We start from the raw sequence: 24,792 nt of genomic DNA, 5'->3' as shown, positions 1-24,792 counted from the left end.
AAATATAAAAAATAAAGGCGTCGCAACGTCACCGCATAACGTCCTTGCAACTGTCCTTGCTGATCTCATTCATTACTTATTCATTGGTTGTTTGCTTATTGTTCTTTCTTCTTATCTCACTTCACTGAGTCGTTGCCATTCCCTCGTGCCTCGCCCCAGCACCACCTACTTTCCTCGCTATTACTCATGCTGTATGTGTGGCTATATGGTATGTGGTAGCACATACACCAGCCTATTATCCTACCATTCCAGCAGGGGGCTATATTGCCTCGCCACAGTACCGCCCTTTTGATAATCGATGGTTTCCATAAACACCACCGTTTATAAACGTATACCTTTACAGATACATAGAAAACTATAAAAAACCACGTCTGTAAATATCGATTTCTCACTTTACAGACATCTGTTTATTTTATATACCTTTACAGACATAATTGGTATAATTACCAATGAGGTATAGCATATGAAGCATAAAAAATTTGGATATGTCCGAGTTTCGAGTAAAGATCAAAACGAAGAACGACAAATTCAGAATATGAAAGATTTAGGAATAGAAGATCGAGATATTTTCATTGATAAAAAATCTGGAAAAAATATGGAGCGAGAGAACTACCAAATGTTAAAACGTCTCGTTCGTACAGGGGATACCATTGTGTTTGATTCCTTAACAAGACTTGGAAGAAATATGAATGATACATTAGAAGAATTTAGATACTATGAAAAGCATAAAGTGAATTTACAATTTATAAAGGAACCGTATATTAACGTCAATTACACTGGTGAAAGTACAAATGACGTCATTCAGAGCGCAATTCAAAAAGCAACACTTACAATATTATCAGCCTTTGCAGAAAAAGAGCGAATCGATATTAAACAACGTCAAGCTGAAGGAATTGCTCTTGCCAGAAAACAAGGTAAACATTTAGGACGTCCTCCTGTCGAAATAACAGAAAAATTTATTGAAGCTTATAAGGAATGGAAATCCGGTTCAATTACAGCAGTAGGAGCTATGAAAAAGTATGACATCAAACGATCTTCATTTTATAAACTTGCCAAACAGTATGAGGAAAGAATGAAAGAATAGAGAGACAAAATTTTAATTTGTTAAGATAGTAATTGAGGTAGCACCAACATTCGTTAAAATGTGGGTGGGACCCCTTTTAGCAAAACCGGAGTGGAAATGATGAGTATAAATAGTTTTGTGGGATTGATAAAGGACGAATTATTAAAAGAGGTAAGCATAAGAAGTGAGGATGAATTCGAGCCTGTAGTAGTTAAAGATATTCCTAGACTTTGGAAGTGTTTAGGGACAGGTAATTATGCCGCAGTATTTATGCACAAAGAATACAAAGATTGGGTAGTGAAAGTTTACGTGCGAGAAGGAGAAGGAATTGAAAAAGAGTCAGAAGTATACCGAAGAATCGGAAAACATCCTTCTTATTCGAAGCTTATATATAAAGGAGAAAATTTCATAGTATTGAAACGTTTAAAAGAAATTACCTTATACGATGCTATTCATAAGGGGATTAAAATTCCTAAGCAGGTAATCCTTGATATCAATGAAGCTTTAGAGTATGCAAGGGAACAAGGATTAACTCCTTGTGATGTTCACGGGAAAAATGTGATGATGGAAAACGGAAGAGGATATGTAGTCGATGTATCTGATTTCTTAAAAACAAAAGAAGATAGTAAGTGGAGAGACCTAGAAAAGGCATATTTTACATTTTATTTGCCTTTCATTTATAAATTGCCTTTCCCTGTTAAAATACCGTATTTCATGTTAAACATTGTTAGACGTTCATATAGAAAATATAAGAAGCTTAAAAAGAAATTCAAATTGTAAAAGGACCACATACTTATCTTTAGGTTAGATAAGTGAACCACTAGTAAACAAAAGGACCGTACATTTTAGATATGTCTAATATGTACGGTCCTAATTTTATAACTTCATGAAGTAATCAGTAAGCTTTTCATTTTCTTTTTCACGCAATTGCTTATTTTCTTCTTCAAGCTCTTTATTCTTTTTCTCTAACTTTTCAATTCTTCTTTTAAGAGAAGCGATGACGGCATTTTGATTGTTCTCGTCCCGTTTAATCCTAGAGTCCACAAATGCTTTTTCTTGTTGATTTCGCAAGAAATTGATGCGTTCTTTGAGCTCTGTATGGTTATACAGTGTGGCTTTACTCACTCCGGCTTCTTCTGTCACACTATTGAAGTTAATTGCTTTAGAGCTCTTGGTTAGACGTTTTATAGCTTCCTCAACCTTAGCTATAGTTGTCTGTTTCCTTTTTTCGTGTAGCTGCCTTAGTTGCTCTTCACGGTCGAAATTTGCTTAGCGTATGTTTTCGTTAAAATGTGGGTGGGACCCCATGCCCATCAACTTAACAGAACGAATTGCCGCAAAAAGATAAAAATGAATTTCGGTGCTATAAAAACCACAAAATTTTCGTTTTGGTGGTACTTTAAAATCTTAGCTTGATAGCAATGTGGCGGTACCCCTAATACATGTTTTCATATTATTAAAACACTCAAAATTTCTCTTAAGGATGGAAAATTTGTATATCATATTTATATAATTTATGTTATGGTTTCATATGTTAATTACTTACAATTATTTTCAAAAGGGGTATGAGGTATGAAGGCAAAGAAACTAATATGTTTAGCATTTCCACTTATGTTAGTAGCAGGGGTAGGGTGTTCTAAAGACAATACAGAAGAAAAGAAGACTGAAACTGTTAGCAAAACAAAAATGAAAGTAGTTCTATCAGAAAAACAGTATCCCTATTATATTTGTGAACAGATGGTAGAGTTTCAATTCAAGAAGGATGAAATATTGTTAAAACTAGGAGAAGCTTCAAAGGATAATAAGAAATATAATGATGTATTTAAAACAGCAAACGATATGGATGAAGCCTTAGACCGCATGGAGAACATAAGAGTACCTGATAAATACAAAGACATTCATAAACTCGTACAAGAAGGGATAACAGATGCAAGAAAAGGAACAAAGTTAATAAAAGACGCTGATAAAGAAGATGGACAGAAGATTCAAGTAGCTGTATTAAAAAGTTCTCCACATATGTCAGGTGTAGATGGAGAACAGTGGAGAGAAGCAATTTATAAGTTAAATCAGGAAACCAAAGATGCCTACGCCAAAGCACTTGATAAGAAAATGGAAGAACATACAAAGTAATAGAGTAACTTGTAATTATACATACAATCATTCAACTAATAAGGGGTAATAGGTCTCACCATACATGCCCATCAGCTTAAGAGATTTTAATACCCTCAAATACCAAAAAACGTTATCCTTTCTAAATAAACTAAATTAGAAAGGATGACGTTTTCTTATGCATTTTTCGATTCAAGATGAATTACAATCATTTGCGGAAGAATTACAACGATATGTTACACCTGTATTCTTAGAAGAACTTGCAAGAGAAATTGGATTTATAAAGAGAAAACGTAAGCTTTCTGGCTCAGACTTAGCTACTATATGTATTTGGGTTCTGTTGCAAAGTTTTCTAAATGAAGCTACACTCTTGAAAAAAGGAACGAGGAGAATCACAAATGCGATATTTTAAAGGGAAACAGTTCGAACGAGATATTATTTTGGTAGCCGTCGGCTACTATTGCCGTTTTGCTTTAAGCTATCGTGATGTCTCTGAAATTCTGAAAGAACGTGGTGTTTCGGTTCATCCCACAACCATTATGCGTTGGGTTCATGAATATGGGAGCTTGATTTATCAAATTTGGAAGAAGAAAACGAAAAACACCCACTTGTCTTGGAAACTAGATGAAACCTATATAAAAGTCAAAGGGAAATGGTGTTATTTATATCGTGCGATTGATATAGAAGGGCACACATTGGATATTCAACTTCGTAAAAAGCGAGATCATCAGGCCGCTTATGCTTTTATGAAAAGACTAGTGAAAATGTTTGGAGAACCAACGGTTCTCACTACAGATAAGGCGCCCGCATTACTTTGTGCGTTTAAGAAATTACGGGAAAAAGGCTTCTGTAAACACACTACTCATTGTACAATTAAATACCTGAACAATCTTATAGAACAGGATTATCGACAGGTGAAGCGTTGTTTTGCCAAATCCACAGGATTTCAAAGTATTCGTTATGCTTCACGTACGATAAAAGGAATCGAAACCGTTCATGCCCTATACAAACAAAGGCGAAGTCTTCAAACAGACTCCGCCTTTTCGGTATATCATGAATTACAGCAATTACTAGTAGTCTCATAATATTTCCTCATATATTCATGCCTCTGTTTATCTCTTGAGAAACTTTGCAACAGAACCCTCTTATTCATCTTTTTTATTCGGTTCTTGGATTTGAAGGAGTTCAACAAAAACATTTAGCATGTCCTGTATTGGAATTCGATTGTCTACAAAATGTTGCAAATTAAATCCATTAAAAATAGCCATGCCTGCTGTTGCTAAAGTTCTGGCATCTAATGGACTTCCGATTATACCTTCGTCTTTCATTCTCTGAAAAAAATGTGTAAGGAATGATCTCCATTCTTCCATCTGGAGAATAAGCCTTTCTTTTATTAGAGGTAATTGATTAGATATCATACATCCTTGGAGAAGCATGGGAGAAGATCCTTTTTCATAAGCTTCATTTACCAAACGCATAGAGTATTCTTTAAATTTATTTAGCATATCACACTCTTTTTGATTAAGAATTTCCTTTAAATCTTCAAAATAAAAATCAATTCCTTCTTTTATTAGTTTCAACAAAAATTCCTCTTTATTGGAAAAATGAACATAGAAAGCACCTTTAGAGTAACCCGCATGTTTTACAATCTGATCAACGCTTGTCCTAGAATAGCCTTGTTTAGAAAACAATTCAATTCCTGATTGCATTAATTTGTTGATGGTGTTTTCTGATTGTTTCTGATGATAAATTCCCATAGAAACCTCCTTTTTAATAAACTGAATATTTTATTAATTTTAACACATTCTTCATCATATAATAAATTGTTTAATACTGACTAGTTGGTATTAAAAAAATTAACACTTATAAAGGAGATGGTTGAATGACGTTATCTCAAGGAATTATAAAAAAATGGTTGTTACCGTTTATTTTATGTTTTTCAATGGTTTTTGCATTTTTTCCGCAATCTAAAGCGGAGGCTGCTACGACACCAACCTCAGTTTCAAAACAAACGCCTTCAACACAGAATATGGTCCAATTAAAAGACTTGCCCGTTATGATTGATGGTGTTAAGTATACACAAGACGATCCGCATGTAAAGAACGTAACCCAGTTTGTTTTCGATGACTCAGCAAAGGCAAATGGAGTAGTCTATGGGTTTACAAGTCAAGATCACTTAAATGCTCATTTGCAGAAAGCTGTTGCTGAACGTAAAAAGGCCATTAAGAGCGATACAATTACAACTCAAGTCGTTTACTATAATTCGTATTTTTATGAGCATTCTTACTATCGAGGAAATTCCTTCGGAACTTCTAGTAATATTAGCCGGGTGGGCTCATATTGGAATGATAGAATCTCTTCATTAAAGGCAGGTTACAATCATAACTGGACGGTTATGTGTTGGGATATTAACTACAGTGGATCAAGATTTTGGGTGCAATCCGGTATCAATGTCAGCTATGTTGGGTCAACTTGGAACGATAAAGCGTCTTCCATCTTCTTCACTAATTAAACTGAAGGACTAACCGCAGGAAGTATGACGGACCTGAGGAAACTTCTACGAAAATCGTGAGAGACTTTCTCAGGTCCAAATATTTTACTTTAAGGTCATTGAAACGGTTGTTGGATCGAGAATCAAACAACATAAGAGATTGTTTTTTTATATTGAAATTAAGTTATGTTAAGGACCATAAACCTTCGTTTTTGGTGATTTTAAATGGTACTTTTATTTTCCTTTTCGTATAGCGATTCCGTATATCCAAAAGCCAAACCAAAAACAAATTACCAAAACAGCAATACTTAAACGTTTTGGGTTAAGTTTATTTACAATATTTGTCTTAATTTTTTATAAAAACTAAACATAAATCTGTAAGAGAAGAATCCATTTTGATCAATCTTTTTTCAAAATGGATTCTTTTATTTATCCTAAAATGCTGGTTTATGAGGTGTTTTTGAACAAACTTTATTTTAAAGCAACAATTATTTCAATCAAATTTTATTTCAAAGCTGCATTAAGACTTAAAAAATACTAATTTCCTGTAAGTGTTTTAAAAGATATAAAACAACTGTTTACGGTATAAAAATAGTACTATTACTAAGAGGGATTTTTACTTCTCCTTCGGATAGCACTACACTACATTAAAAAAGCTTAATTATTATTGGATAAGAGGGTGAAGTGAATTTAAATTTGCAACATTCTTCATCACAAAGTTGTATGAATGGTGCCTAAAACCATACCGCTGGTTAAAGAAAATACATATGTTGTGGACCTTTTAGGATAGATATAGTTATGCAAAAATGATAGCAAGGGGGTCAAGGGAGTGTTTAATGATTTTAAACTTGTGGATGATCGTCCGTTTTATATTCAATTAAAGGATTATTTGAAAAAAATGATTATGAAAGGACATCTGCTGGAACACCAGAAGCTTCCATCTACCCGAGAACTTAGTAAATTATTATCGGTCAGCAGAAATACTGTTCTCACTGCTTACGCAGATTTAGAACAAGAAGGTTTAATCTATGCAATAAAGGGAAAAGGAAATTTTATAGGAAAAGTTAAAACATCCAAAACTCCATCCATCGAACTAAACTGGAAAGAAAAAGTCAATGAAGTTACCTTGTTAGCTGATGAATTGGATTTAATGAAGCACGGTGTTCGCTGGGAAAAAGGCATGATTTCATTCAATAGTATTGCCCCAGACGAAAAGCTTTTTGATGTTGAAAATTTTAAAAGAGCTTTTCTGAATCGAATGTCTATTGAAGGGGATATCGTTTTGAACTACGGATATGCAAAAGGTTATAAACCTCTCATTGATTACCTTCTTCACTATATGGAAATGAAAGGGGTAGATATTTCCAATAAGGATATTTTGATTACGAATGGTTTCACCGAAGGGCTGGATATTTTATTGTCTTCTTTAGCGAAAAAATCCGGTCGTATTATATGTGAAAATCCGACCCATCATGCTGCCTTAAAACTGTTTCGATTACATGGACTTGATGTGCATGGGATTGAAATGAAGGATGATGGTATTGATATTGATCAAGTTGAGAAAAGTTTATCCGAAATGGATTTTGATTTCGCATATCTAATCCCGTCTTATCATAATCCGACTGGAATTGTCACATCCTCAGAAAAAAGGACTGAAATCATGAACCTTTTTTCGAAATATGGGATCCCTATCGTGGAGGATGGATTTAATGAGGAATTGCGTTATTCGGGTTCTCATCTAGCACCCCTATTAACATTCGCCGGGTCCGGCAACAATGTTATCTATATCAGCAGCTTTTCAAAAATTCTTTTTCCAGGATTACGTGTTGGTTGGATTTTAGCAGATAAAGAATTAATTCATTGCTTGGAAAGTGTGAAAAGGGCAAGAACGATTCATACATCTACACTGGATCAGGCAGTGCTTTATCAATATTTGCATGATGGTTATTTCGAAAAATATTTAAAAAAGGCCAAGTCAGTTTATAAGAAAAAATATGAACTAGCTGTTCATGCTTGTCATCAATACATTCCTTTTCAAAGAATGACTGGAGATGGGGGACTCCATCTTTTTATAGAGTTAGAAAAAGGAATGAATTCGCGTACACTTTTGAAAAAATGCTATCAAGAGGGAGTCGTTTTTTCTCCTGGGGACGTCTTTTACACGGATGGAAGAGGAAGTAATACGTTTCGATTAGGATTCTCTCGATTAAAAGAAGCGGATATTCTTAAGGGAATTAAGATAATTGGAGATACACTGAAAAATGAAAGTGGGAGTTGAAAAAAGTGAGAGTTGGCGTAATTATGGGAGGCGTGTCCTCCGAAAAACAAGTATCCCTTATGACTGGGGAAGAAATGATTGCACATTTGGATAAAAGTAAGTACGAAATTGTGCCTATTCAACTAAATGACAAAAAAGAGCTTATTGAAAAGGTAAGGAATATTGATATTGCCTTGTTAGCGCTTCACGGAGAATATGGGGAGGACGGTACGATTCAAGGTACATTAGAAACTCTTGGCGTTCCCTATACCGGAAGTGTCATGTTATCAAGCGGTATTTGTATGGATAAAAATATGTCGAAAAAATTGATTCGTTATGAAGGAATTCAAACCCCGGATTGGGTACATCTTTCGAATATGGAAGAACTTCAGCTTGATGAAATCGAAAAAATGGGGTATCCGTTAGTGGTAAAACCTAATTCGGGTGGTTCCAGTGTAGGGGTAAAGATCGTATACGATAAGGATTCTTTACTATCCTCGCTTGAGGATGTATTGAAATGGGATTCTGAAATCGTAATTGAAAAATATATAAAGGGCGAAGAAATTACATGTTCCATTTTGGATGGAAAACTTTTACCGATTATTTCAATTCAACATACGGCCGAGTTCTTTGACTATCATGCGAAATATGATGATGCGGCTACGATTGAAGAGATTGTAGAACTTCCGGTCACAACGCAAAAGCGTGTCGCTGAGGCTGCAATGGCGTGCTATAGAGCATTAAAATGCAGTGTTTATGCTAGGGTTGATATGATTATAAAAGATGGAATCCCATATGTGATGGAAGTGAATACATTGCCGGGGATGACAAAAAATAGCTTACTGCCAAAAAGTGCTCATGCGGTGGGAATCACCTATAGTAAGCTATTGGATATGATTATTGAAACATCCTTACGGGTTAGGAAAAACGAAGGCTTTTAATAGAAACATAATTAACTGTAGTGTTAAAACTTATTGTTGATTCAGGAGCTTTAGACCTAGTGGGAGCATAACTGTTCTAGTCTTTCTGGTATTTTAATAGTATTGGAAAATATGATTTTGGACAAAGAACACTATGTCGTATACAACGCATGATAGCTGTATGATCAATAAATAGCCAAATAGCGCGTGTTTTTCCAGCAATTGCAGCTAGGAGTTTTAATCAAACTTTTTTATAAATAATACATCATAGTGTGATGTGAGGAATTCATTTTGACCAATCTTTTTTTCAAAATGGATTCCTTTTTGTTTATTGTAAAAGCCTCGTTCAATTAGTATGTTTGATCAAACTTTGTTCCAGAGTATTAGGGGGGTTACTGCCCACGAATAGCGGGATAAAGCGAACTTCTTCGAAAATGAAAAAAGTTGCTTATTTTACAAGCAACTTTTTCGTTTTAAAAACTAAAAAGATTGATTTTGCGCTGGTTTAATAAATTGTTCCGGGTTTTCGATTAATCCGCACGCAGCGCATTGTACGCGATATGTAGGACCTTGGTAGGCCATATGAAATGCACTCATATTTTCATTTGTATATTCTTCCTCGATTTGACCAGTTTGTGGATTTAATTTTACTGGTTTTGCTGTTTGCTCAATGATATTAAATCTTGTTCGGTTTGTTTTACAATTTGGACAAAGCATTGGTTCCATATCAACACACCTCCATTGTTAGCATTTGTTGATATGGCGGAGTTTATTCATAAGGAAAAACTCTATAAAGGATTTCTGCATTTTTTGTCAAAATAGTAAGAATGTAAGGGAGGAGAAGAATGTGAAACTTCAAATGAAATACATCATTTTATATGCACAGCAATATGAGGAATGCATCCGTTTTTATCGTGATATATTACAGCTACCGATAAAGAGTGAGCACGGTACATATGTTGAATTTGATACAGGTTCTACAATTTTGGCAATCAATAGTAGAAATGATGTTCAAGAGTTAACTGGTTTATCAATTCCGAAGACGTTATCGGAATCATCTACATTTGAGATTGGATTTGTTGTCGATGATGTTACAGAAACAATACATAACTTAAAAGAACACGGAGTAAAGGTGTTAGTAGAGCCGGTTACAAAACCATGGGGACAAACAGTTTCCTACGTTTCTGATCCGGATGGAAATTATATTGAAATTTGCAGTTCATTAGACTAAAGGAGCGGGAGAGAATGAGAAAGTTTCCTATTTTAGAAACAGATCGTTTGCAATTAAGGGAATTAACATTAGTAGATGCAGATGCGATGTTTCGTTATTTTGTTAAAGAACCTGTTATTCGTTATTTTGGGATGGATGCATTTCAAAATATAGAAGAAGTAAAAAACGTCATTCGGAATTTTAGAGAAAGGTATGAAGAGGGATCTGCATTTCGTTGGGGGATCGTATTAAAAGGAACAGATCAATTAATTGGCTCGTGCGGATTTCATTTAATTAATCACAAGCATAAACGTGCTGAAATCGGATATGAATTAGATGAAACATATTGGGGAAAGGGATATGCGACAGAAGCATTACAAGCTATTCTTACATATGGGTTTGAAACACTTTACTTTAAGCGGATTTCAGCTGTTGTATACCCGGAAAATGAATCATCTCGTAAATTATTACAAAAAGCAGGCTTTACGGAAGAGGGGTTGCTTCGAAAATATATGATTCAAAATGATGTCGCGCACGATGCGATTATGTATTCGTTGCTGCAGGAAGAATGGGCAACATTACTTCAAAAAGTACGTTAATTACATGAATATGAATAAAGACAATATAAGACCTAAACCTTTAGTTTTAGGTCTTACAAAATATATCTTTTTATCAAAATTTTTTACAAATTATCAATCTTTATTATAGATGATCAGACTTTTTTATAAATTATCGAACTTTATTTTAAATCTACAACTATATTGGACGGTGTTATATATGAACGATAACCTTACCTTGAAAGAATATTCTTCTGATTATCAATCTCAAATTTTAGATTTAATTCTCTCCATCCAACAAGATGAATATAATATTCCTATTTCAAAAGAGGACCAACCTGATTTAGTTAGGATAGAAAGTGTTTACCAATCCGGAAGCGGTAACTTTTGGATCGCACTTTATAAAGGAAAAGTTGTAGGTACTATCGCTCTTTTAGATATTGGCAATCATCAAGTAGCATTAAGAAAAATGTTTGTAAAAAAGAACTTTAGAGGAAAGACATTTCAAACGGCCAGTCTTTTATTACATAATGCAATTGCATGGGCGAAAACAAAAGAAGTGAAAGAAATATATTTAGGAACGACATTGAAATTTGTAGCAGCCCATAGGTTTTATGAAAAACATCGTTTCGAAAATATAGAACTTAACAAGTTACCTACCAATTTCCCTATCATGCAAGTGGACAAAAAATTTTATAAATACATTGTTTCCTAACTCAAAGACAATATAGAGTATTTCTTTGTTCAATAATCGGGCCAGATTGTGGAATAACCCTAAAAAAGAAAATTGTGTATTTAGGTTAAATTATATAAAAAAGATTGTGAAGGAATGTACTTAAAGTAACGGGCAGGTTAGTTTAACAAGGAATTAAAAAACATTGAGATGGTATCCCAATGTTTTTTAATTTGTTTAATGTTGTTTATCTAATGCTAGCTTTAGTCCAAATCCAATTAGGATAAGACCTGTTGTCTTATCTTAATGTAAAGTGACAAAAAAGTTGTTTAATTTACAATAAAGTCGTTTAAAAAATAATAAAGTTGTTTTAAAAAATGCGAGTCATTCTATTCAACAATCGGGCCGAATTGTTGAGGAATTATAGACAGTAGACATCCTACCTGAATAAGATTAATGGTAAAATTGAGAAGTATGGAAGACTTGATAAAGAATATAAACTAGTTGGTTACAATTAAAAGGGTCTTAATATTAAGGAAGGAAGTGCAAAACTATGGATTTCGAAACAGTTATGCAGGAGCTTGAAGCCCTCGGTAAGGAACGAACTAAAAAAATGTACATATCCAATGGTGCGCACGAGCCGCTTTTTGGCGTAGCTACAGGTGCTATGAAACCAATCGCAAAGAAAATAAAAATAAATCAACGTTTAGCTGAAGAGCTTTATTCCACAGGTAACTACGATGCAATGTACTTTGCAGGCATTATTGCAAACCCAAAAGCTATGAGTGAGTCGGATTTTGATCGTTGGATGGATGGGGCGTATTTTTATATGCTGTCTGATTTTGTGGTGGCAGTAACTTTATCAGAGTCAGATTTTGCACAAGACGTTGCTGATAAATGGATTGCAAGCGGTGACGAGCTGAGAATGTCAGCGGGCTGGAGTTGCTACTGTTGGCTTTTAGGGAATCGCCTAGACAATGAATTTTCCGAAAGCAAGATTTCCAATATGCTTGAAATTGTGAAAAATACGATTCATGATTCGCCAGAACGAACGAAATCCGCTATGAATAATTTTCTATACACCGTGGGGATTTCATATTTGCCGCTACATGAAAAGGCAGTCGAGACCGCAAAGGAAGTAGGTACAGTAGAAGTAAAACGGGACAAGAAAAAAAGCAGTTTCCTAAATGCTTACGAAAGTATTCATAAAGAAATTGATAGAGAGAGGCTTGGTTTCAAACGTAAATATGTAAGATGTTAAAAATTAGCTTAGTATTGGGGTGTTGATCCAAGACGGATTGACACTCTTTTTGTTGAAGTTACTGAACTAACGGGCAGAAGGGTGAAGGAGAATTTAGCTCATAACTTTATAAATACCATTGACTTGGAGTTCACTCCAGCTGTTATGATTTCGAAAGAAATTAGCTGAAAAATTAGGATTCGGAAATCCTGTAAAATATTCAATCTTTGTATAAATACATCTATTCCTTTATTCCAGAAAAGGGCGCTTTTTTTGAATAAAACTTAGATTTTTAAACGACTTTATTGTTATATTTTTTAGTGTAGTGAAGTATCTTGCATCAAAAATTAAACAACTATATTTTTAACCCCGTCCTAAACTTAGAACGGGGTTATGCTTGTTTGAGCTTTTAAAATTAAAAAACTTTATTGTCATTTTACACCTAATTGGACTTGGACTTTCGGAAACATAAGCCATTCACGCAAATAGTTAATGAAAAAGACGTAAACAAAAAACCAAGTGATAGATAGCACTGTATAAATAACACCCATTATAATAAGTTGTTGTGTTGCCGCTGCTCCTGTTTTTATAAATGGGCGTAAAAATGTTAAGAAGAACATTGCAACCTTGGGATTGAGTACATTTGAGAAGAGTCCTTGTTTAAAAGCTGACTTTTTCATTTCAGAATTATTTTGATTTTCAACACTGGTAACTTTCTGGATATGTGGAAAAAGAAGTAAAAGGGGTGGTAGATATTATACCTGACTAATATGTGTCACTCCTTATTCTTTATGAATCTTTACGATTTAGGTCATGATAAATTTTAAGCGCAACACCAAATAATCATTTAGACAGGCTTTTTAATTTGGTTCTAATTGCCCTTATATATATTTAACAATTTAGTTCGTTTAATTATAACTTTTAAAAAAATATTTCACACATTAACTACTTCGTAATACTATATAGTAGTACGAAGTGATGCCATTGTGAAAGAAGCATAGGAGAAAGTAAAGCTCCATAAAGAAAATCAGCTGTATCCAATGGGGATAGCTGGTTTTAAAAATATTTAGAAAATCCAGTTGACACTCCAGCTACTCGGTGATACAATGTACTTGTAATAAGTAATACTGAATAGATTATTTTCTCGAAAGTTATTCAGTAAAAATGCCCCTTAGTACTCTGTAATACTGAATATAAGTCAGACAGAATAGAGGAGGTAGAGGAGGATCTGAACATGGAAAATTTAACTGAAATGCTGAAGGGTTCGCTGGAAGGTTGTGTGCTGGAAATCATCAGCCGCCATGAAACCTATGGCTACGAGATTACCCGCCACCTGAACGAGCTTGGGTTTACCGAAGTCGTGGAAGGGACGGTCTATACCATCCTCGTGCGATTAGAAAAGAAAAAACTTGTGAATATAGAAAAGAAACCGTCAGATATGGGGCCGCCCCGCAAGTTTTACTCACTTAATGAGGCTGGCCGCCAGGAACTTGAATTGTTTTGGAAAAAATGGGATTTTGTATCATCAAAAATAAACGTCTTAAAGTCAATCTAGCTTCATAAGATATTCTGTCTGATATTTTTGGAGTGTCTTATTCAGCTTTATAAAAAAGGAGGAAAAATAGCATGATGGAAATGTTCAAAAAAATGATTGGTGATAAAAAAGAGTACAAAATGATGATGGCACGGGTTGGAGCCCTGCCAGAGGACTACCAGTTTGTATTTAAGAAAATTCAAAACTACATGTGGAATTTCTCAGCGGGCAACGGGATGGATATGCTACACATACAGTATGAATTAATCGATTTGTTCGAAGCCGGTGCGGCGGAAGGTAGACAAGTGCTGGAAATCACTGGGGACGACGTGGCGTCCTTTGCTGACGAACTAGTGGCAAACGCTAAAACCTATGTCTCCAAGTATCGTGAAGATTTGAATCAGAGTATCATGAAGCGATTGAGAAAAGAATAAATTTAATAAATAATACCGACTGATTAGCTGGTTACAAATGTGAATTGCTGCCATCGCTATTCAGTTATATTTTTAACCCGGTACTAAGTAATACAGATTATCAGTGAGACTAAATAGAAGAGTATAGGCAATCTAGCTCCGCAAAGCGCTTTTTATAAGGAGGAAAAAAGTATGAGCAATACAGCGATTTCTGTAAAAGGGTTAAAAAAATCTTTTAAAGACAAGGAAGTCTTAAAGGGGGTGGATTTTGAGGTACGGCGTGGCGAAATTTTCGCACTGCTGGGCTCAAATGGAGCGGGCAAGACGACGACGATCAACATCCTCTCGACGCTGATGAAGCCCGATGGCGGCGAAGTAGGTATTTGCGGCTTTGATGTCCAGCGTCAACCGGATCATGTTCGCCAGAGCATCAGCCTGACAGGGCAGTTCGCAGCTTTAGACGGCATGCTCACCGGGCGGGAAAACCTGATGATGATCGCCAAGTTGCGTGGAGTTTCCAATCCCGATCAAGTCGCCGACAATCTGCTTGCAAGATTCAGCCTGACCGACGCGGCCAACCGCCGGGCAGACCAGTATTCCGGCGGGATGAAGCGCCGGCTTGACATCGCCATGAGCCTGATCGGGACGCCAGCAGTCATTTTTCTCGACGAACCGACGACAGGGCTTGACCCCGAAGCACGGATTGAAGTCTGGGATACCGTCAAGGAGCTTGCCGGCGGCGGCACAACCATCTTGCTGACAACCCAGTACCTGGAGGAAGCCGAACAACTGGCAGACCGTATCGCCATCCTGCATGACGGAAAAATCATCACGACCGGTACCCTTACCGAACTCAAAGAGATGTTCCCGCCAGCGAAAGTGGAGTACATCGAGAAGCAACCGACATTAGAGGAAATTTTTCTCGCGATCATCGGCAAAAAGGAGGAGATGTAAATGAAAAGCAAAACAGGGGTATTACTAGGGCGTTTAATGCGCAACATCATGCGCAGCCCGGATACGATTATCACAGTGGCGATTACACCGATTATGATGATGTTGCTGTTTGTCTACGTATTTGGCGGCGCCATAGAGACAGGCACGGACAACTACGTCAATTATTTATTGCCGGGAATCTTGCTGATGGCTATCGCATCCGGCGTCGCTTACACTTCCGTGCGGCTGTTTACGGATGTAAAGAGCGGACTGATGGCGCGTTTCATTACCATGCCCATCAAGCGCTCGTCGGTATTGTGGGCTCATGTATTGACCTCGCTTGTTTCCAATGCGCTTACTATCGTGGTGGTTATCCTCGTCGCGCTCTTGATGGGCTTCCGTTCCAGCGCTGATATCCTAGATTGGCTCGCGGTAGCTGGGATACTCGGGCTGTTTACGCTGGCGCTGACATGGCTGGCAGTCATTCCCGGATTGACAGCGGGATCTATGGAAGGGGCGACAGCCTACTCGTACCCGCTGATTTTCCTGCCGTTTATCAGTTCGGCCTTTGTCCCCACCGAAACCATGCCTAAAATTGTCCGTGCGTTCGCTGAGAACCAGCCCGTAACTTCAATCGTGAATGCGATTCGTGCCCTCTTGTATGAAGGGTCTGTTGGCAACGGTATCTGGATCGCACTTGCTTGGTGTGTCGGCATCATGGTCATCGCTTACTTCTTCGCTAATAAAGCATTTAAACGCCAGTTAGGATAAGTACACCATCGGTTCGGTGTCTCGTGGCAACTAAATCTTCCGAAATAAAATATATGTTTGGAAAAGCACGGAAAAATTTTCCGTGCTTTAATTATTTGTCATGTTCTCAAGGTAACTATTGTCGATATAACAACTTCATGTTATTCCACAATCGGGCGCGATTGTGGAATAAGAAAGAACATTACATATTAGTCATATAAAATATGTAATGTCCTTAAATTTATTTGTTTTTTAAAATTTAGGTCTTGATAAAACTTTTTTTCAAAATGGATTCTTCTCATTTACCGTAAAATACGGGTTTGTGAGGTGTTTTTGATCAAACTTTATTTTAAAGCAACATTTAGAAAATCGGTAAAGGTAAAGAAATTGTGAAGATTTTCACTTTAACTAACGGTCATGTTAGTCAAAGAAGGAATATTTAAATATAACGTTGAATTTAGCTATGATAATGGAATTGATCAAAATTGTTTAGTCATTGAATGTGTTGGAGGAAGAGCTAATGAAAAAAAAGCAGTATTATTTTCTTTGAAAGAAAATTTCCAAGTGCAAACATGATCCTTATTAAGGAACAGCTCCCGAACCTTATTGATACTGGTTTTGGGAGTGATGCGAAAGATACAGAGCGATTAATTAAAGAAGTAGGTGTTTTACCAGAAGAATTACACCTTATTGTGAACACGCACTATCATAGTGACCATGTAAGAGGCAATTTTTATCTTCAAAAAAAATTATGGTGTTTCGATTGCTACTCATAAATGGGAAGCCAATTTAATTAATTCTTGTGACCACGAAGCTTGTAGTGCAGAATGGTTAGAACAGCCTGTATCCTGCTCGATTAAATGATTCGTTCCGGAGCAGCAGGCTGGCAGAATAATCATTTAATCGCCATCACCCATACCAAGCACCACAAAAGAAATGGATGAATAGGAACATAAAGCCGAAAGATTGGAAACCTCAAGATTTTCTCATCTAACTAAAAGCCCAGCCTAAAAGTAAAAAATTCCGGGGGAGATTTATATGCCATTAAAAGTAGGAGATATAATTTCGTTTGAACGGACTTTTTCAGTAAAGGATGTTGAATTATTTACAGAGATTTCAGGAGATGAAGGGATTCATCATAGAACCCCAGATGAACAGGGAAGACTTGTAATTCAAGGATTATTAACGGCAACTCTACCAACAAAAGTAGGTGGAGATCATAACGTACTGGCTCGTAGTATGAATTTTGAGTTTTTAAGACCTGTTTTTACGGGAGATATAATATTTTGCGAAGTAACAATTGAGAAGTTTGAAAAGCAAGATAATAATAGAACGGCCATTATGGCATCTTTCTTATGCACAAATCAGAATGAGAAACAAGTATTGAGAGGAAACTTTGCTGGAGTGATATTATAAACTTAATATGACTTATTCAACTAAAGGGCGCGATTGTGTAACACAGGCAGAAAATGATCAAACTTTTTTATAAAACCGAAACATAAACCTGCTGGATAAGAAACCATTTTGATTTACTATGTAATTTTAAAGACCATAGTATTTCAAAATGGTTTCTTTTTGATTCTCACTAAATTAGGGTTTGCAAAACATTTTTGAACAACCTTTATTCCAAAACAACACTCTACACATATTACTCGTTATAGTCTTACTTAGGGTTAACTTCAATTTTACCCTTGTACTTAATGACTTCGAATCTATCTCCCATTTCTGTTTTCTTAAATGTTTTATCACCTACATATAATTTCTTCTAGTTTTCCGTCTACCATGACCCTAAGAGCGTTTTTCCTAACGATTATATACTCTTTATATATGTTTTTGTTTATCATAACTGCTTGCTTATGTTCACCATTCTTTAGTAAGCCTCTATCTATTAATCCTTGCCCTACTATTGTGAGGCATGAAGAATGGGTGCATATTGGAAAATTTGATAGTCATCTTAATAAGTACTCTGGCATATATTGTGCATATACGGTATACACAATTAATAAGGAGGTTCTGTATGCTGGCATTAGACATTAGAAATTTAAATAAGAAATATCAAAATTTCGAGTTGAAGGATGTATCGTTTCAACTGGAAAAGGGTTATATTATGGGCTTTATCGGTGCCAATGGCGCAGGAAAAACAACCACCATTAAATCGATCTTGAACATGATTCATCTTGATAGCGGCGAGGTACGTATTTTAGGCAAGAACATTGCCGAACACGAGATTGAATTGAAACAGGAAATCGGATACGCATTTAGCGGCATTGACTTTTATACTCGAAGCAAAATGAAGACGTTGACCAATGTGATTAAGAAGTTCTACACGAATTGGGATGATGAAACCTATTACAACTATTTACGAAGATTTAAATTGGATGAAAACAAAAAAATCGTTGAATTGTCGACGGGGATGAAGGTAAAGTACAGTTTGGCCCTTGCCTTATCCTATGGGGCGAAGCTTCTTATCCTAGACGAACCGACAAGCGGACTCGATCCAGCCGCAAGAGATGATCTGTTGGATATTTTTCAAGAGCTCGTGATAGATGGCGAGATCAGCATTATTTTCTCTACTCATATTACATCCGACTTGGAGAAATGCGCGGATTTTATTACCTTTATCGAAAACGGTCAAATTATTAACAGTTCTGAGAAAGATGAATTTATTGCCTCATATCGCCTACTAAATGGTAATGGAAACCAGCTAAATCAGGTGAAAGAAAAGTTGATTTCCTACAAAATAAATTCATTTGGCTTTACGGGATTGATTCACTCCAAAGACTTCGATCCCTCCTCCGATATTAAAGCAACCACGCCGAGTCTCGAAGAAATCATGATTTACTTCTCAAGAAAGGAGGATATGTATGTATAACTTAGTGATGAAGGATTTAAAATTAGGCCTAAATCCCATGTTTTTTGTATTACCTGTTTTGACAGGTGCATTAATGCTTGTTCCCGGTTGGTTATATTTTATTGTCATTCTGTATTTTTGCTGGATAACGATACCGATTATGTTTGCAGGATATAGAATTCAGAACGATTTAATATTTACCACTATGATGCCTGTAATCAGAAAAGACATGGTGAAGGCAAGGGTGTTCGTTATTGTCATTCTGGAATTATTGCATATTGTTAGTGCAATTATCTTTGGAATGTTTAATATTCGCTTATATCCGAATCAAACCTACTATTTCTTCGCACCGCACATGGGTTTCTGGGGACTATGTTTTGTCATGCTCGCAATCTTCAACATTATCTTTATTTCCATGTATTATAAGACAGCGTATAAATATGGTGAAGCAACCTTCGCATCCGTTACAGCTGCCATGGTTTTTGCCGGAGTTGCACAATGGCTTGGAATCCAGAATTCTTTTGTGTCTGACATTTTCAATGGTAGCGGTGCTGACAATATGACGCTTCAAATATTCATCCTGATTGCAGGAATCGTGATATTTATTTCATTCACCATGATTGCTTATCGAATTGCGTATAAGCGATTCCTACAAGTGGAGATACAATGAACATAGCAATTTCGAACACATCTGAAAAGCCAATTTATCAGCAGCTTTTCGAACAAATCAGCGCCCAAATTTTGAAAGGCGAATTAGAAGGCGGCTATTGTTTAACACCAATTCGACAAGCAGCCAAGGAACTTCGCGTTAGTATCATCACCGTAAAGAAAGCTTGGGAAGAACTCGAACGATGCGGTTTGATAAACACAATAACGGGTAAAGGATGCTTTGTAACCGAACTCTCATCCGATGAGATACTGCGAATACGCAACGAAATGGTCATAAAGCAAATGGTTAGCGACATTTCATACTACAAATCCTTTGGTCTTACAATAGAAGAAGTTATTGAACTTTTGAAGAAGGCTTATACAGTTTAACATACTTCCAAAAGAATTCCCCTTCCTCAAGGAATGAGAAGGGTGAAGCCCAATGAGTAGGGAGGGGATGAATTTTGGTTGGTGTAAGCCAAAGGAATGAAAAAGGAATTTTCTCAAATGAGACAGAAGTTATAGAAAGAATACTTTTGATCTCAAAGTTATTGTTTGCTGAATGTAGGCGGTGCACCATTAGAAATGCTAAAGCAATACCGAAACAAAAGGACAAAACGAATGGGGGGTGATGACAATGTTGTTGAATCAAAAATATGAAATCTTTCCAACAGAAGCACAAAAAGAAGTGTTAGACCGTTGGCTACAATATTGTCGTCAAACTTACAATTCTGCCTTGCTAGACAAAGAACGGAAATATAAGCAAAATAAAGAAAATTACAATCGTTATGATATGCAAAGACAACTTACATTGGACAAGAATACGTATCCTTTTCTAAAAGAAATGCCTTCTCAGCCGCTACAAGAAGTTTTTGCACGTCTGAAAAAAGCATTTGATAATTTCTTTCGTAAAGATGCAAAATATCCAAAACAGAAAAAGTATAAAGATTACACGCTTCTTTCCATTTCCGCAATTTGGGTTCAAACGAAATGGAAAGAAGCGCTATGCCATGTCTTTTTCTGATAACGGTAAATTATACAATACAAAGCTGGGAGAAATAGATATCCTACTCCACAGACCACTCGAAGGAACAATCAAGCAACTGATTCTCAAACGTCAAGGGAAAAGATGGTACGCTATTTTCTCTGTCGAAAGACAAGTGGTACCATCTGATATCGATACCAATCGTTCGATAGGAATTGACGTGGGATTACATAAGTATGCCGTTCTTTCTAATGGTTTAGAATACGAAAACCCTAGATTTCTCCGTGAAAAAGAAAAACAACTAAAGAAAGCACAGCGAAAACTTTCTAAGAAGAAAAAGGGTTCTGCTAACTTCATAAAACAAGTCGAGCGTGTTCGCAAGCTACATGAAAAAGTAGCGAACCAGCGCAGAGATTTTCTTCATAAACTCAGTTACAATCTAGCGAAAGATTATTCCGTTATCGTTGTAGAAAATTTGAACATTCGTAACATGGTCAAAAACAGAAAATTATCGAAGTCTATTTCTGATGCAGGATGGGGAATGTTTCGAAACATGCTTGCTTACAAATGCGAAAATCATGGCGGTGTACTCATCAAAGTAGAACCAAAGTATACTTCACAAGACTGTTCTTTTTGTGAGAATCGCGTGAAGAAGTCTCTCTCTATTCGTACTCACATTTGTACAAAGTGTGGAACGGTATTGGATAGAGACTATAACGCGAGCCGGAACATCTTACAAAAAGGATTAAAAGAATTGTTTGCCACAAACTAAAGTCTACAAACTGTAGGGCAAGGTTATGTCCGAACAGTATAATCTACGCCTGTGGAGACTGTGTAAGACGTAGTGGGACACCCGACTATGCAACAGTTTATGAAATAGGAAGCCCCTTATTCAATCGACCGGAAGGTGGATAAGGAGGGGTTATTCACATAAGACGTTGTGATACGAAATGTGATCTTTTTGCGCAGTAATCCCAAAGAAACCCATCATTTTACAGGGAGCTTTTTGTTTTTGAGTTAGATCAGTCAGGCAACTTTGCTTTGTCTATGGACCATTCAATTTTTTTAAATCTGTTCAACAATCGGGCACGATTGTTGAACAATACAGGTAGAAAATGATTAAACTTTTTTATAAAAGCCAGACTAAAGTCTGTTGAAGAAGAAATCATTTTGATCAATCTTTTTTCAAAATGGTTTCTTTTTATTTATCATAAAACGTGGGTTTGCGAGGTATTTTTTGAACAAACTTTATTTCAAAACTACAATTCGCTCTATTTTGAAATTTTCTCCTTCTTTATCTTTATCTTCATAAATGTAGTGAATATATGACAAATACTCCAGCCGTCGAATTTTATAGTTATAAATCAAGGTACAATTTCAAAAACAGTACCTTGGTTAAAATCAGTCACTTTCATAGAGCCATAAACGCCTAAATATAGTCTGGTTTGATCCAGATTCGTTCCCAAACTAACATAATAAGCTGATTGAGACCCAAAATTATAATCGGTTTCAATAACACTAAAATCATTTAGTTTACAATCTGTACTTACCCTGGTATAAGCTAAAACCCCTCTAACCGGAGGTCGAGATTCTTCATGCCGAGCAAAATCGGTAAACACAACGCTTCCCGTTAAATTTGGGATTCCATTCCCTATATATGGCTGGACTCCTGTAAGTGCAGTTCCTCCAAACTTGTCTGGTCTGGGATCTTTATGAAAATAACTAGTTAAAGGTTGTAGACGCCTCACTGAAGTTTTTACTGTTTCATTGTAATAAGCAATTGTTTTCTCATCCAAAGTCGGATTCGCAGAACAGCTACTTATAAACGCAGTAGGAAAAGCACCTTCCCACCCCCGCCAACCAAAGTTAATAAATCCTTCTTGGTCAGGGTTAGATCTCATTAAAGAAGCTTGAATAAGCTGAGTAACCGGTATTGGTTTATAATGTACGAATGAAAAAATCGACTCTACCAAATCCTGTCCGACAATCCCTACATATTTGATATACTGATTATAAAACCTTTGAAATGAAATGCCTGTTATATTACGAACCCCTTTGGCAATTACCGTAAGCGATTCCTGGATAGGTACGGGAAGTTCATTAAAACGTGTGACCACGGGTGGATTATTGATAAATGTATTCTTAACTACATCAATTTCAATTATTTTACCGAATATTTCCATATTATCCTGACTTAAATTAAATGGATCATAGCCTGCTCCACCATCACCAGTTGTTAGAACAAGTTTTCCAGTTTCAGGTGAAAAGTTTAAGCTATTGACACCATTATGATTAAAAAATGGTCTTCTTATGTTAAGTAATGTCCGTCGTTTTTGAGGTTGACCATTCGATTGTAAAATCCATTCTTCAACTGTATCAATATGATCATATTGAGTTTCTCTATTTGTCCACCTTAGGTTTAAAGTTCTGGGATCACACGGGTTAGGCTTAAAATGTTCAGAAAGAGCACCTGGACCTTGTGTTCCAGCTACTGAATAATGAAGATAAAACAGACCGTTATAATAAAATTCTGGATGAAATGCTAGCCCTAGCAATCCACGTTCATCATATCCACTACCAGAAACACCTTCCTCAGAAGTACCTAATTTTATGACTCGCGGGCGAATATCTAAAAAAGTCTTGATAACTCCGTCTCCTATGTAAAAGATCTCTCCTACCTGGGTTGCAATAAATAGTCGTTCAATTGAATCACCCGGAAGTATAGTTGTTTTCAAAACGGTGGGTAAATTTATCTTACTTACAATAGGTCGTAAACGAACCTTAACTTTTATCAACTAATTTTACACTCCTTCTTATTGTTTTCTTTTATAAGAATATGACTAGAACTGTTCTATTAGTATCAAATTAGGGCCGGGGAATTAGGGGGATTTCCTTTTAATATTGGTCCGTTTTTGGTAGGTTTTATGTGGATATTAAGATGAGCATATGGAAATTTCAAACTGTTTATATTACTCAACGCAATTGTAGATGGTGCTTTTGCATTTATATTGAATGGTGTTATTAAAAAGATAAAAGTATTTACATTAGTTCGGTTAAATTAGATTCAATTTTTCGTTTATTTCTTTTGTAAGGAGTTTTTACTGTATGGATTTCAGTACATTACTGAAAGTAAAAGGGAATTTACTTAATAATATTATGAATTAATCACTTAAAGTAACGGGTGCTTATCTTCAATAATCGGGCGCTTTAATTGAGAAAGAATCACAAAAATTATCAAACTTTTTTATAAAAGGATGGTTCAATTGAATATAAAAAAGCGTGTTTTAATCAATTTTTTTCAAAACACGCTTTTTCTATTTGTTCTTTTATCAAGGTTTATTAAGTTAAGTTAAGTTAATCAAACCTTATTCCAAGGCTACAATAGTAGATTCATATTACTGCCTTTATTATATAGGTTTTTTATTGATTATTCTAACAGTTGTGGAACTCTAACCCGTTATTTTATGTTTTTTACATTTCTTAGATGTAGTGAAATAGCGTAGCTACAATGAAACTGTAACCAAAATGATTGTGGAAAATTGCTTATTTTACACTTACACCACATATGGTAGTCTGATAATAACAATATTATCCAATAAGAGGGCTGAATTAAGGTTCTATAAGTAATAAAATAACAATTATAAGGAAGGAGGATTATCGCATGAAAAAGTATTGTTTCTTGTCTATCCGCAATATGCTGATTTTGAAATAGCTCACGCATTATTTTTGCTTAGAAAAGTGGGTAAAGAAAAAATTACTACTGTTTCCGTAGATGGGTTTGATTTAATTCTTTTTTCTGGAGGAGACGGTGTTCGTGAAATACTAGATGAGGGAATTGTTAGTAAGATGTTAATGAACACCTTTAGCTTACACATTTCCATTGTCTCTATATGTGCTTCCGTCATTTTGTTGGGCAAAGCAGGGATACTTAACGGTAGAAAATTTACGTGTCTTCAGCATACATATGAGAAAACAAAGTCCTGTTTGAAGCATTAGTATATACAGGAACAGATATTGAAGTTGAAGAAACAATTATAACTGCAAACTCTGCAAACGCAGTACCTTTTGCAGTTATAATTGTAAATTAATGGATTTTTTGAAAGAAAAAGAAAAATTAGATTCAACAGTCAACTATCCACCACTTAAACGCTAACGCGC

25 protein-coding genes and 3 pseudogenes are annotated in these 24,792 nt (G+C 35.8%); 23 read left to right on the top strand and 5 right to left on the bottom strand.

Annotated elements, in window-relative coordinates:
- Positions 1-463: 463 nt before the first annotated feature.
- Together ACTDJC_RS17135 and ACTDJC_RS17130 are read left to right on the top strand one after the other, a co-directional pair.
- Positions 464-1,084, top strand: a complete 621-nt coding sequence (locus ACTDJC_RS17135) for a recombinase family protein (protein WP_440604158.1) — start codon at positions 464-466, stop codon at positions 1,082-1,084.
- 99 nt (positions 1,085-1,183) lie between these two features.
- The gene (locus tag ACTDJC_RS17130) at positions 1,184-1,843 is read left to right on the top strand and encodes a serine/threonine protein kinase (RefSeq protein ID WP_440604157.1); all 660 of its coding nucleotides are present in this window, start codon (positions 1,184-1,186) and stop codon (positions 1,841-1,843) included.
- A 96-nt stretch (positions 1,844-1,939) separates the two neighbouring features.
- Here the strand turns inward: ACTDJC_RS17130 and ACTDJC_RS17125 are convergent.
- Positions 1,940-2,329, bottom strand: a pseudogene (locus tag ACTDJC_RS17125) (DUF6262 family protein); the annotation flags it as partial.
- 306 nt (positions 2,330-2,635) lie between these two features.
- Between ACTDJC_RS17125 and ACTDJC_RS17120 the strand changes: the two are divergent.
- From ACTDJC_RS17120 to ACTDJC_RS17110, 3 genes and pseudogenes are all read left to right on the top strand, one after another.
- Positions 2,636-3,193 carry a hypothetical protein gene (locus ACTDJC_RS17120; protein ID WP_440604156.1) on the top strand — a complete coding sequence of 186 codons (558 nt, stop codon included), beginning with the start codon at positions 2,636-2,638 and terminating at the stop codon, positions 3,191-3,193.
- A 157-nt stretch (positions 3,194-3,350) separates the two neighbouring features.
- A pseudogene (locus ACTDJC_RS17115) lies at positions 3,351-3,509 on the top strand (IS4 family transposase); the annotation flags it as partial.
- A 61-nt stretch (positions 3,510-3,570) separates the two neighbouring features.
- Positions 3,571-4,257 (top strand): IS6 family transposase, encoded by a 687-nt coding sequence (locus tag ACTDJC_RS17110; protein ID WP_440604155.1) that lies wholly within the window; start codon positions 3,571-3,573, stop codon positions 4,255-4,257.
- A 60-nt stretch (positions 4,258-4,317) separates the two neighbouring features.
- Here the strand turns inward: ACTDJC_RS17110 and ACTDJC_RS17105 are convergent, their stop codons facing one another.
- Positions 4,318-4,929: a TetR/AcrR family transcriptional regulator gene (locus tag ACTDJC_RS17105; protein WP_098311151.1), complete on the bottom strand. Its 612-nt coding sequence runs from the start codon at positions 4,927-4,929 to the stop codon at positions 4,318-4,320.
- A gap of 125 nt (positions 4,930-5,054) precedes the next feature.
- On the opposite strand from ACTDJC_RS17105, the gene ACTDJC_RS17100 reads away from it, so the two are divergent.
- From ACTDJC_RS17100 to ACTDJC_RS17090, 3 genes are all read left to right on the top strand, one after another.
- The gene (locus tag ACTDJC_RS17100) at positions 5,055-5,684 is read left to right on the top strand and encodes a peptidase inhibitor family I36 protein (protein ID WP_440604154.1); all 630 of its coding nucleotides are present in this window, start codon (positions 5,055-5,057) and stop codon (positions 5,682-5,684) included.
- 808 nt (positions 5,685-6,492) lie between these two features.
- Positions 6,493-7,941, top strand: coding sequence for a MocR-like pyridoxine biosynthesis transcription factor PdxR (pdxR, locus tag ACTDJC_RS17095; RefSeq protein ID WP_098311153.1), 1,449 nt, complete (start codon positions 6,493-6,495; stop codon positions 7,939-7,941).
- Positions 7,942-7,946: 5 nt separating this feature from the next.
- Positions 7,947-8,861: a D-alanine--D-alanine ligase gene (locus ACTDJC_RS17090; RefSeq protein WP_440604153.1), complete on the top strand. Its 915-nt coding sequence runs from the start codon at positions 7,947-7,949 to the stop codon at positions 8,859-8,861.
- Between the two features lie 459 nt (positions 8,862-9,320).
- On the opposite strand, the gene ACTDJC_RS17085 is transcribed toward ACTDJC_RS17090, so the two are convergent.
- Positions 9,321-9,566 carry a DNA alkylation repair protein gene (locus tag ACTDJC_RS17085; protein ID WP_098311155.1) on the bottom strand — a complete coding sequence of 82 codons (246 nt, stop codon included), beginning with the start codon at positions 9,564-9,566 and terminating at the stop codon, positions 9,321-9,323.
- 121 nt (positions 9,567-9,687) lie between these two features.
- Here ACTDJC_RS17085 and ACTDJC_RS17080 point away from each other — a divergent pair, with 121 nt between their 5' ends.
- The 4 genes from ACTDJC_RS17080 to ACTDJC_RS17065 all read left to right on the top strand — a co-directional run bounded on the left by ACTDJC_RS17080 (position 9,688) and on the right by ACTDJC_RS17065 (position 12,541).
- Complete coding sequence (locus tag ACTDJC_RS17080; protein WP_098311156.1) at positions 9,688-10,071, top strand: VOC family protein; 384 nt, start codon at positions 9,688-9,690, stop codon at positions 10,069-10,071.
- 14 nt (positions 10,072-10,085) lie between these two features.
- Positions 10,086-10,649, top strand: a complete 564-nt coding sequence (locus ACTDJC_RS17075; protein WP_098311157.1) for a GNAT family N-acetyltransferase — start codon at positions 10,086-10,088, stop codon at positions 10,647-10,649.
- A 178-nt stretch (positions 10,650-10,827) separates the two neighbouring features.
- The gene (locus ACTDJC_RS17070; RefSeq protein ID WP_440604152.1) at positions 10,828-11,322 is read left to right on the top strand and encodes a GNAT family N-acetyltransferase; all 495 of its coding nucleotides are present in this window, start codon (positions 10,828-10,830) and stop codon (positions 11,320-11,322) included.
- A 511-nt stretch (positions 11,323-11,833) separates the two neighbouring features.
- Complete coding sequence (locus ACTDJC_RS17065) at positions 11,834-12,541, top strand: DNA alkylation repair protein (RefSeq protein ID WP_098311159.1); 708 nt, start codon at positions 11,834-11,836, stop codon at positions 12,539-12,541.
- Positions 12,542-12,951: 410 nt separating this feature from the next.
- Here the strand turns inward: ACTDJC_RS17065 and ACTDJC_RS17060 are convergent, their stop codons facing one another.
- Positions 12,952-13,242: a LysE family translocator gene (locus ACTDJC_RS17060; RefSeq protein WP_375337698.1), complete on the bottom strand. Its 291-nt coding sequence runs from the start codon at positions 13,240-13,242 to the stop codon at positions 12,952-12,954.
- A gap of 512 nt (positions 13,243-13,754) precedes the next feature.
- On the opposite strand from ACTDJC_RS17060, the gene ACTDJC_RS17055 reads away from it, so the two are divergent.
- From ACTDJC_RS17055 to ACTDJC_RS17010, 10 genes and pseudogenes are all read left to right on the top strand, one after another.
- Positions 13,755-14,075 (top strand): PadR family transcriptional regulator, encoded by a 321-nt coding sequence (locus ACTDJC_RS17055; RefSeq protein WP_017151750.1) that lies wholly within the window; start codon positions 13,755-13,757, stop codon positions 14,073-14,075.
- A gap of 71 nt (positions 14,076-14,146) precedes the next feature.
- Positions 14,147-14,488: a DUF1048 domain-containing protein gene (locus ACTDJC_RS17050; protein WP_098311161.1), complete on the top strand. Its 342-nt coding sequence runs from the start codon at positions 14,147-14,149 to the stop codon at positions 14,486-14,488.
- A gap of 171 nt (positions 14,489-14,659) precedes the next feature.
- On the top strand, positions 14,660-15,421 hold the full coding sequence (locus ACTDJC_RS17045) for an ABC transporter ATP-binding protein (RefSeq protein WP_440604151.1): 762 nt from the start codon (positions 14,660-14,662) through the stop codon (positions 15,419-15,421).
- Positions 15,422-16,171, top strand: a complete 750-nt coding sequence (locus ACTDJC_RS17040) for an ABC transporter permease (protein WP_429716423.1) — start codon at positions 15,422-15,424, stop codon at positions 16,169-16,171. It abuts the gene before it with no gap.
- A 551-nt stretch (positions 16,172-16,722) separates the two neighbouring features.
- Positions 16,723-16,926 (top strand): MBL fold metallo-hydrolase, encoded by a 204-nt coding sequence (locus tag ACTDJC_RS17035; protein WP_440604150.1) that lies wholly within the window; start codon positions 16,723-16,725, stop codon positions 16,924-16,926.
- 262 nt (positions 16,927-17,188) lie between these two features.
- Complete coding sequence (locus ACTDJC_RS17030; RefSeq protein ID WP_440604149.1) at positions 17,189-17,566, top strand: hotdog domain-containing protein; 378 nt, start codon at positions 17,189-17,191, stop codon at positions 17,564-17,566.
- A 601-nt stretch (positions 17,567-18,167) separates the two neighbouring features.
- Complete coding sequence (locus ACTDJC_RS17025; protein ID WP_440604148.1) at positions 18,168-19,022, top strand: ABC transporter ATP-binding protein; 855 nt, start codon at positions 18,168-18,170, stop codon at positions 19,020-19,022.
- Positions 19,015-19,671, top strand: a complete 657-nt coding sequence (locus ACTDJC_RS17020) for an ABC-2 transporter permease (protein ID WP_440604147.1) — start codon at positions 19,015-19,017, stop codon at positions 19,669-19,671. The genes ACTDJC_RS17025 and ACTDJC_RS17020 overlap by 8 nt, the downstream gene beginning before the upstream one ends.
- On the top strand, positions 19,668-20,039 hold the full coding sequence (locus ACTDJC_RS17015) for a GntR family transcriptional regulator (RefSeq protein ID WP_440604146.1): 372 nt from the start codon (positions 19,668-19,670) through the stop codon (positions 20,037-20,039). Before ACTDJC_RS17020 ends, ACTDJC_RS17015 begins: the two co-directional genes overlap by 4 nt.
- Positions 20,040-20,280: 241 nt before the next feature.
- Positions 20,281-21,406, top strand: a pseudogene (locus ACTDJC_RS17010) (RNA-guided endonuclease InsQ/TnpB family protein).
- A gap of 592 nt (positions 21,407-21,998) precedes the next feature.
- Here ACTDJC_RS17010 and ACTDJC_RS17005 read toward each other — a convergent pair.
- On the bottom strand, positions 21,999-23,429 hold the full coding sequence (locus tag ACTDJC_RS17005; RefSeq protein ID WP_440604145.1) for a PQQ-dependent sugar dehydrogenase: 1,431 nt from the start codon (positions 23,427-23,429) through the stop codon (positions 21,999-22,001).
- Between the two features lie 943 nt (positions 23,430-24,372).
- Here ACTDJC_RS17005 and ACTDJC_RS17000 point away from each other — a divergent pair.
- Positions 24,373-24,630, top strand: coding sequence for a DJ-1/PfpI family protein (locus tag ACTDJC_RS17000; RefSeq protein ID WP_253631142.1), 258 nt, complete (start codon positions 24,373-24,375; stop codon positions 24,628-24,630).
- Positions 24,631-24,792 lie beyond the last annotated feature (162 nt).

This window comes from Bacillus sp. GB_SG_008 (assembly GCF_052038115.1).
GTDB classification, from domain to species: Bacteria; Bacillota; Bacilli; order Bacillales; family Bacillaceae_G; genus Bacillus_A; species Bacillus_A rhizoplanae.
This window is presented reverse-complemented; position numbering and strand designations above follow the sequence as displayed.

Excerpts from the sequence above, each read along its gene's own strand:
- ACTDJC_RS17105 (WP_098311151.1), bottom strand. The coding sequence starts at position 4,929 with ATGGGAATTTATCATCAGAAACAATCAGAAAACACCATCAACAAATTA.
- ACTDJC_RS17020 (WP_440604147.1), top strand. The coding sequence starts at position 19,015 with ATGTATAACTTAGTGATGAAGGATTTAAAATTAGGCCTAAATCCCATG.
- ACTDJC_RS17045 (WP_440604151.1), top strand. The coding sequence starts at position 14,660 with ATGAGCAATACAGCGATTTCTGTAAAAGGGTTAAAAAAATCTTTTAAA.
- ACTDJC_RS17065 (WP_098311159.1), top strand. The coding sequence starts at position 11,834 with ATGGATTTCGAAACAGTTATGCAGGAGCTTGAAGCCCTCGGTAAGGAA.
- ACTDJC_RS17025 (WP_440604148.1), top strand. The coding sequence starts at position 18,168 with ATGCTGGCATTAGACATTAGAAATTTAAATAAGAAATATCAAAATTTC.
- ACTDJC_RS17085 (WP_098311155.1), bottom strand. The coding sequence starts at position 9,566 with ATGGAACCAATGCTTTGTCCAAATTGTAAAACAAACCGAACAAGATTT.
- ACTDJC_RS17040 (WP_429716423.1), top strand. The coding sequence starts at position 15,422 with ATGAAAAGCAAAACAGGGGTATTACTAGGGCGTTTAATGCGCAACATC.
- ACTDJC_RS17120 (WP_440604156.1), top strand. The coding sequence starts at position 2,636 with ATGAAGGCAAAGAAACTAATATGTTTAGCATTTCCACTTATGTTAGTA.
- ACTDJC_RS17030 (WP_440604149.1), top strand. The coding sequence starts at position 17,189 with ATGCCATTAAAAGTAGGAGATATAATTTCGTTTGAACGGACTTTTTCA.
- ACTDJC_RS17035 (WP_440604150.1), top strand. The coding sequence starts at position 16,723 with ATGATCCTTATTAAGGAACAGCTCCCGAACCTTATTGATACTGGTTTT.
- ACTDJC_RS17110 (WP_440604155.1), top strand. The coding sequence starts at position 3,571 with ATGCGATATTTTAAAGGGAAACAGTTCGAACGAGATATTATTTTGGTA.
- ACTDJC_RS17135 (WP_440604158.1), top strand. The coding sequence starts at position 464 with ATGAAGCATAAAAAATTTGGATATGTCCGAGTTTCGAGTAAAGATCAA.
- ACTDJC_RS17070 (WP_440604152.1), top strand. The coding sequence starts at position 10,828 with ATGAACGATAACCTTACCTTGAAAGAATATTCTTCTGATTATCAATCT.
- ACTDJC_RS17100 (WP_440604154.1), top strand. The coding sequence starts at position 5,055 with ATGACGTTATCTCAAGGAATTATAAAAAAATGGTTGTTACCGTTTATT.
- ACTDJC_RS17075 (WP_098311157.1), top strand. The coding sequence starts at position 10,086 with ATGAGAAAGTTTCCTATTTTAGAAACAGATCGTTTGCAATTAAGGGAA.
- ACTDJC_RS17130 (WP_440604157.1), top strand. The coding sequence starts at position 1,184 with ATGAGTATAAATAGTTTTGTGGGATTGATAAAGGACGAATTATTAAAA.
- ACTDJC_RS17050 (WP_098311161.1), top strand. The coding sequence starts at position 14,147 with ATGATGGAAATGTTCAAAAAAATGATTGGTGATAAAAAAGAGTACAAA.
- ACTDJC_RS17055 (WP_017151750.1), top strand. The coding sequence starts at position 13,755 with ATGGAAAATTTAACTGAAATGCTGAAGGGTTCGCTGGAAGGTTGTGTG.
- ACTDJC_RS17015 (WP_440604146.1), top strand. The coding sequence starts at position 19,668 with ATGAACATAGCAATTTCGAACACATCTGAAAAGCCAATTTATCAGCAG.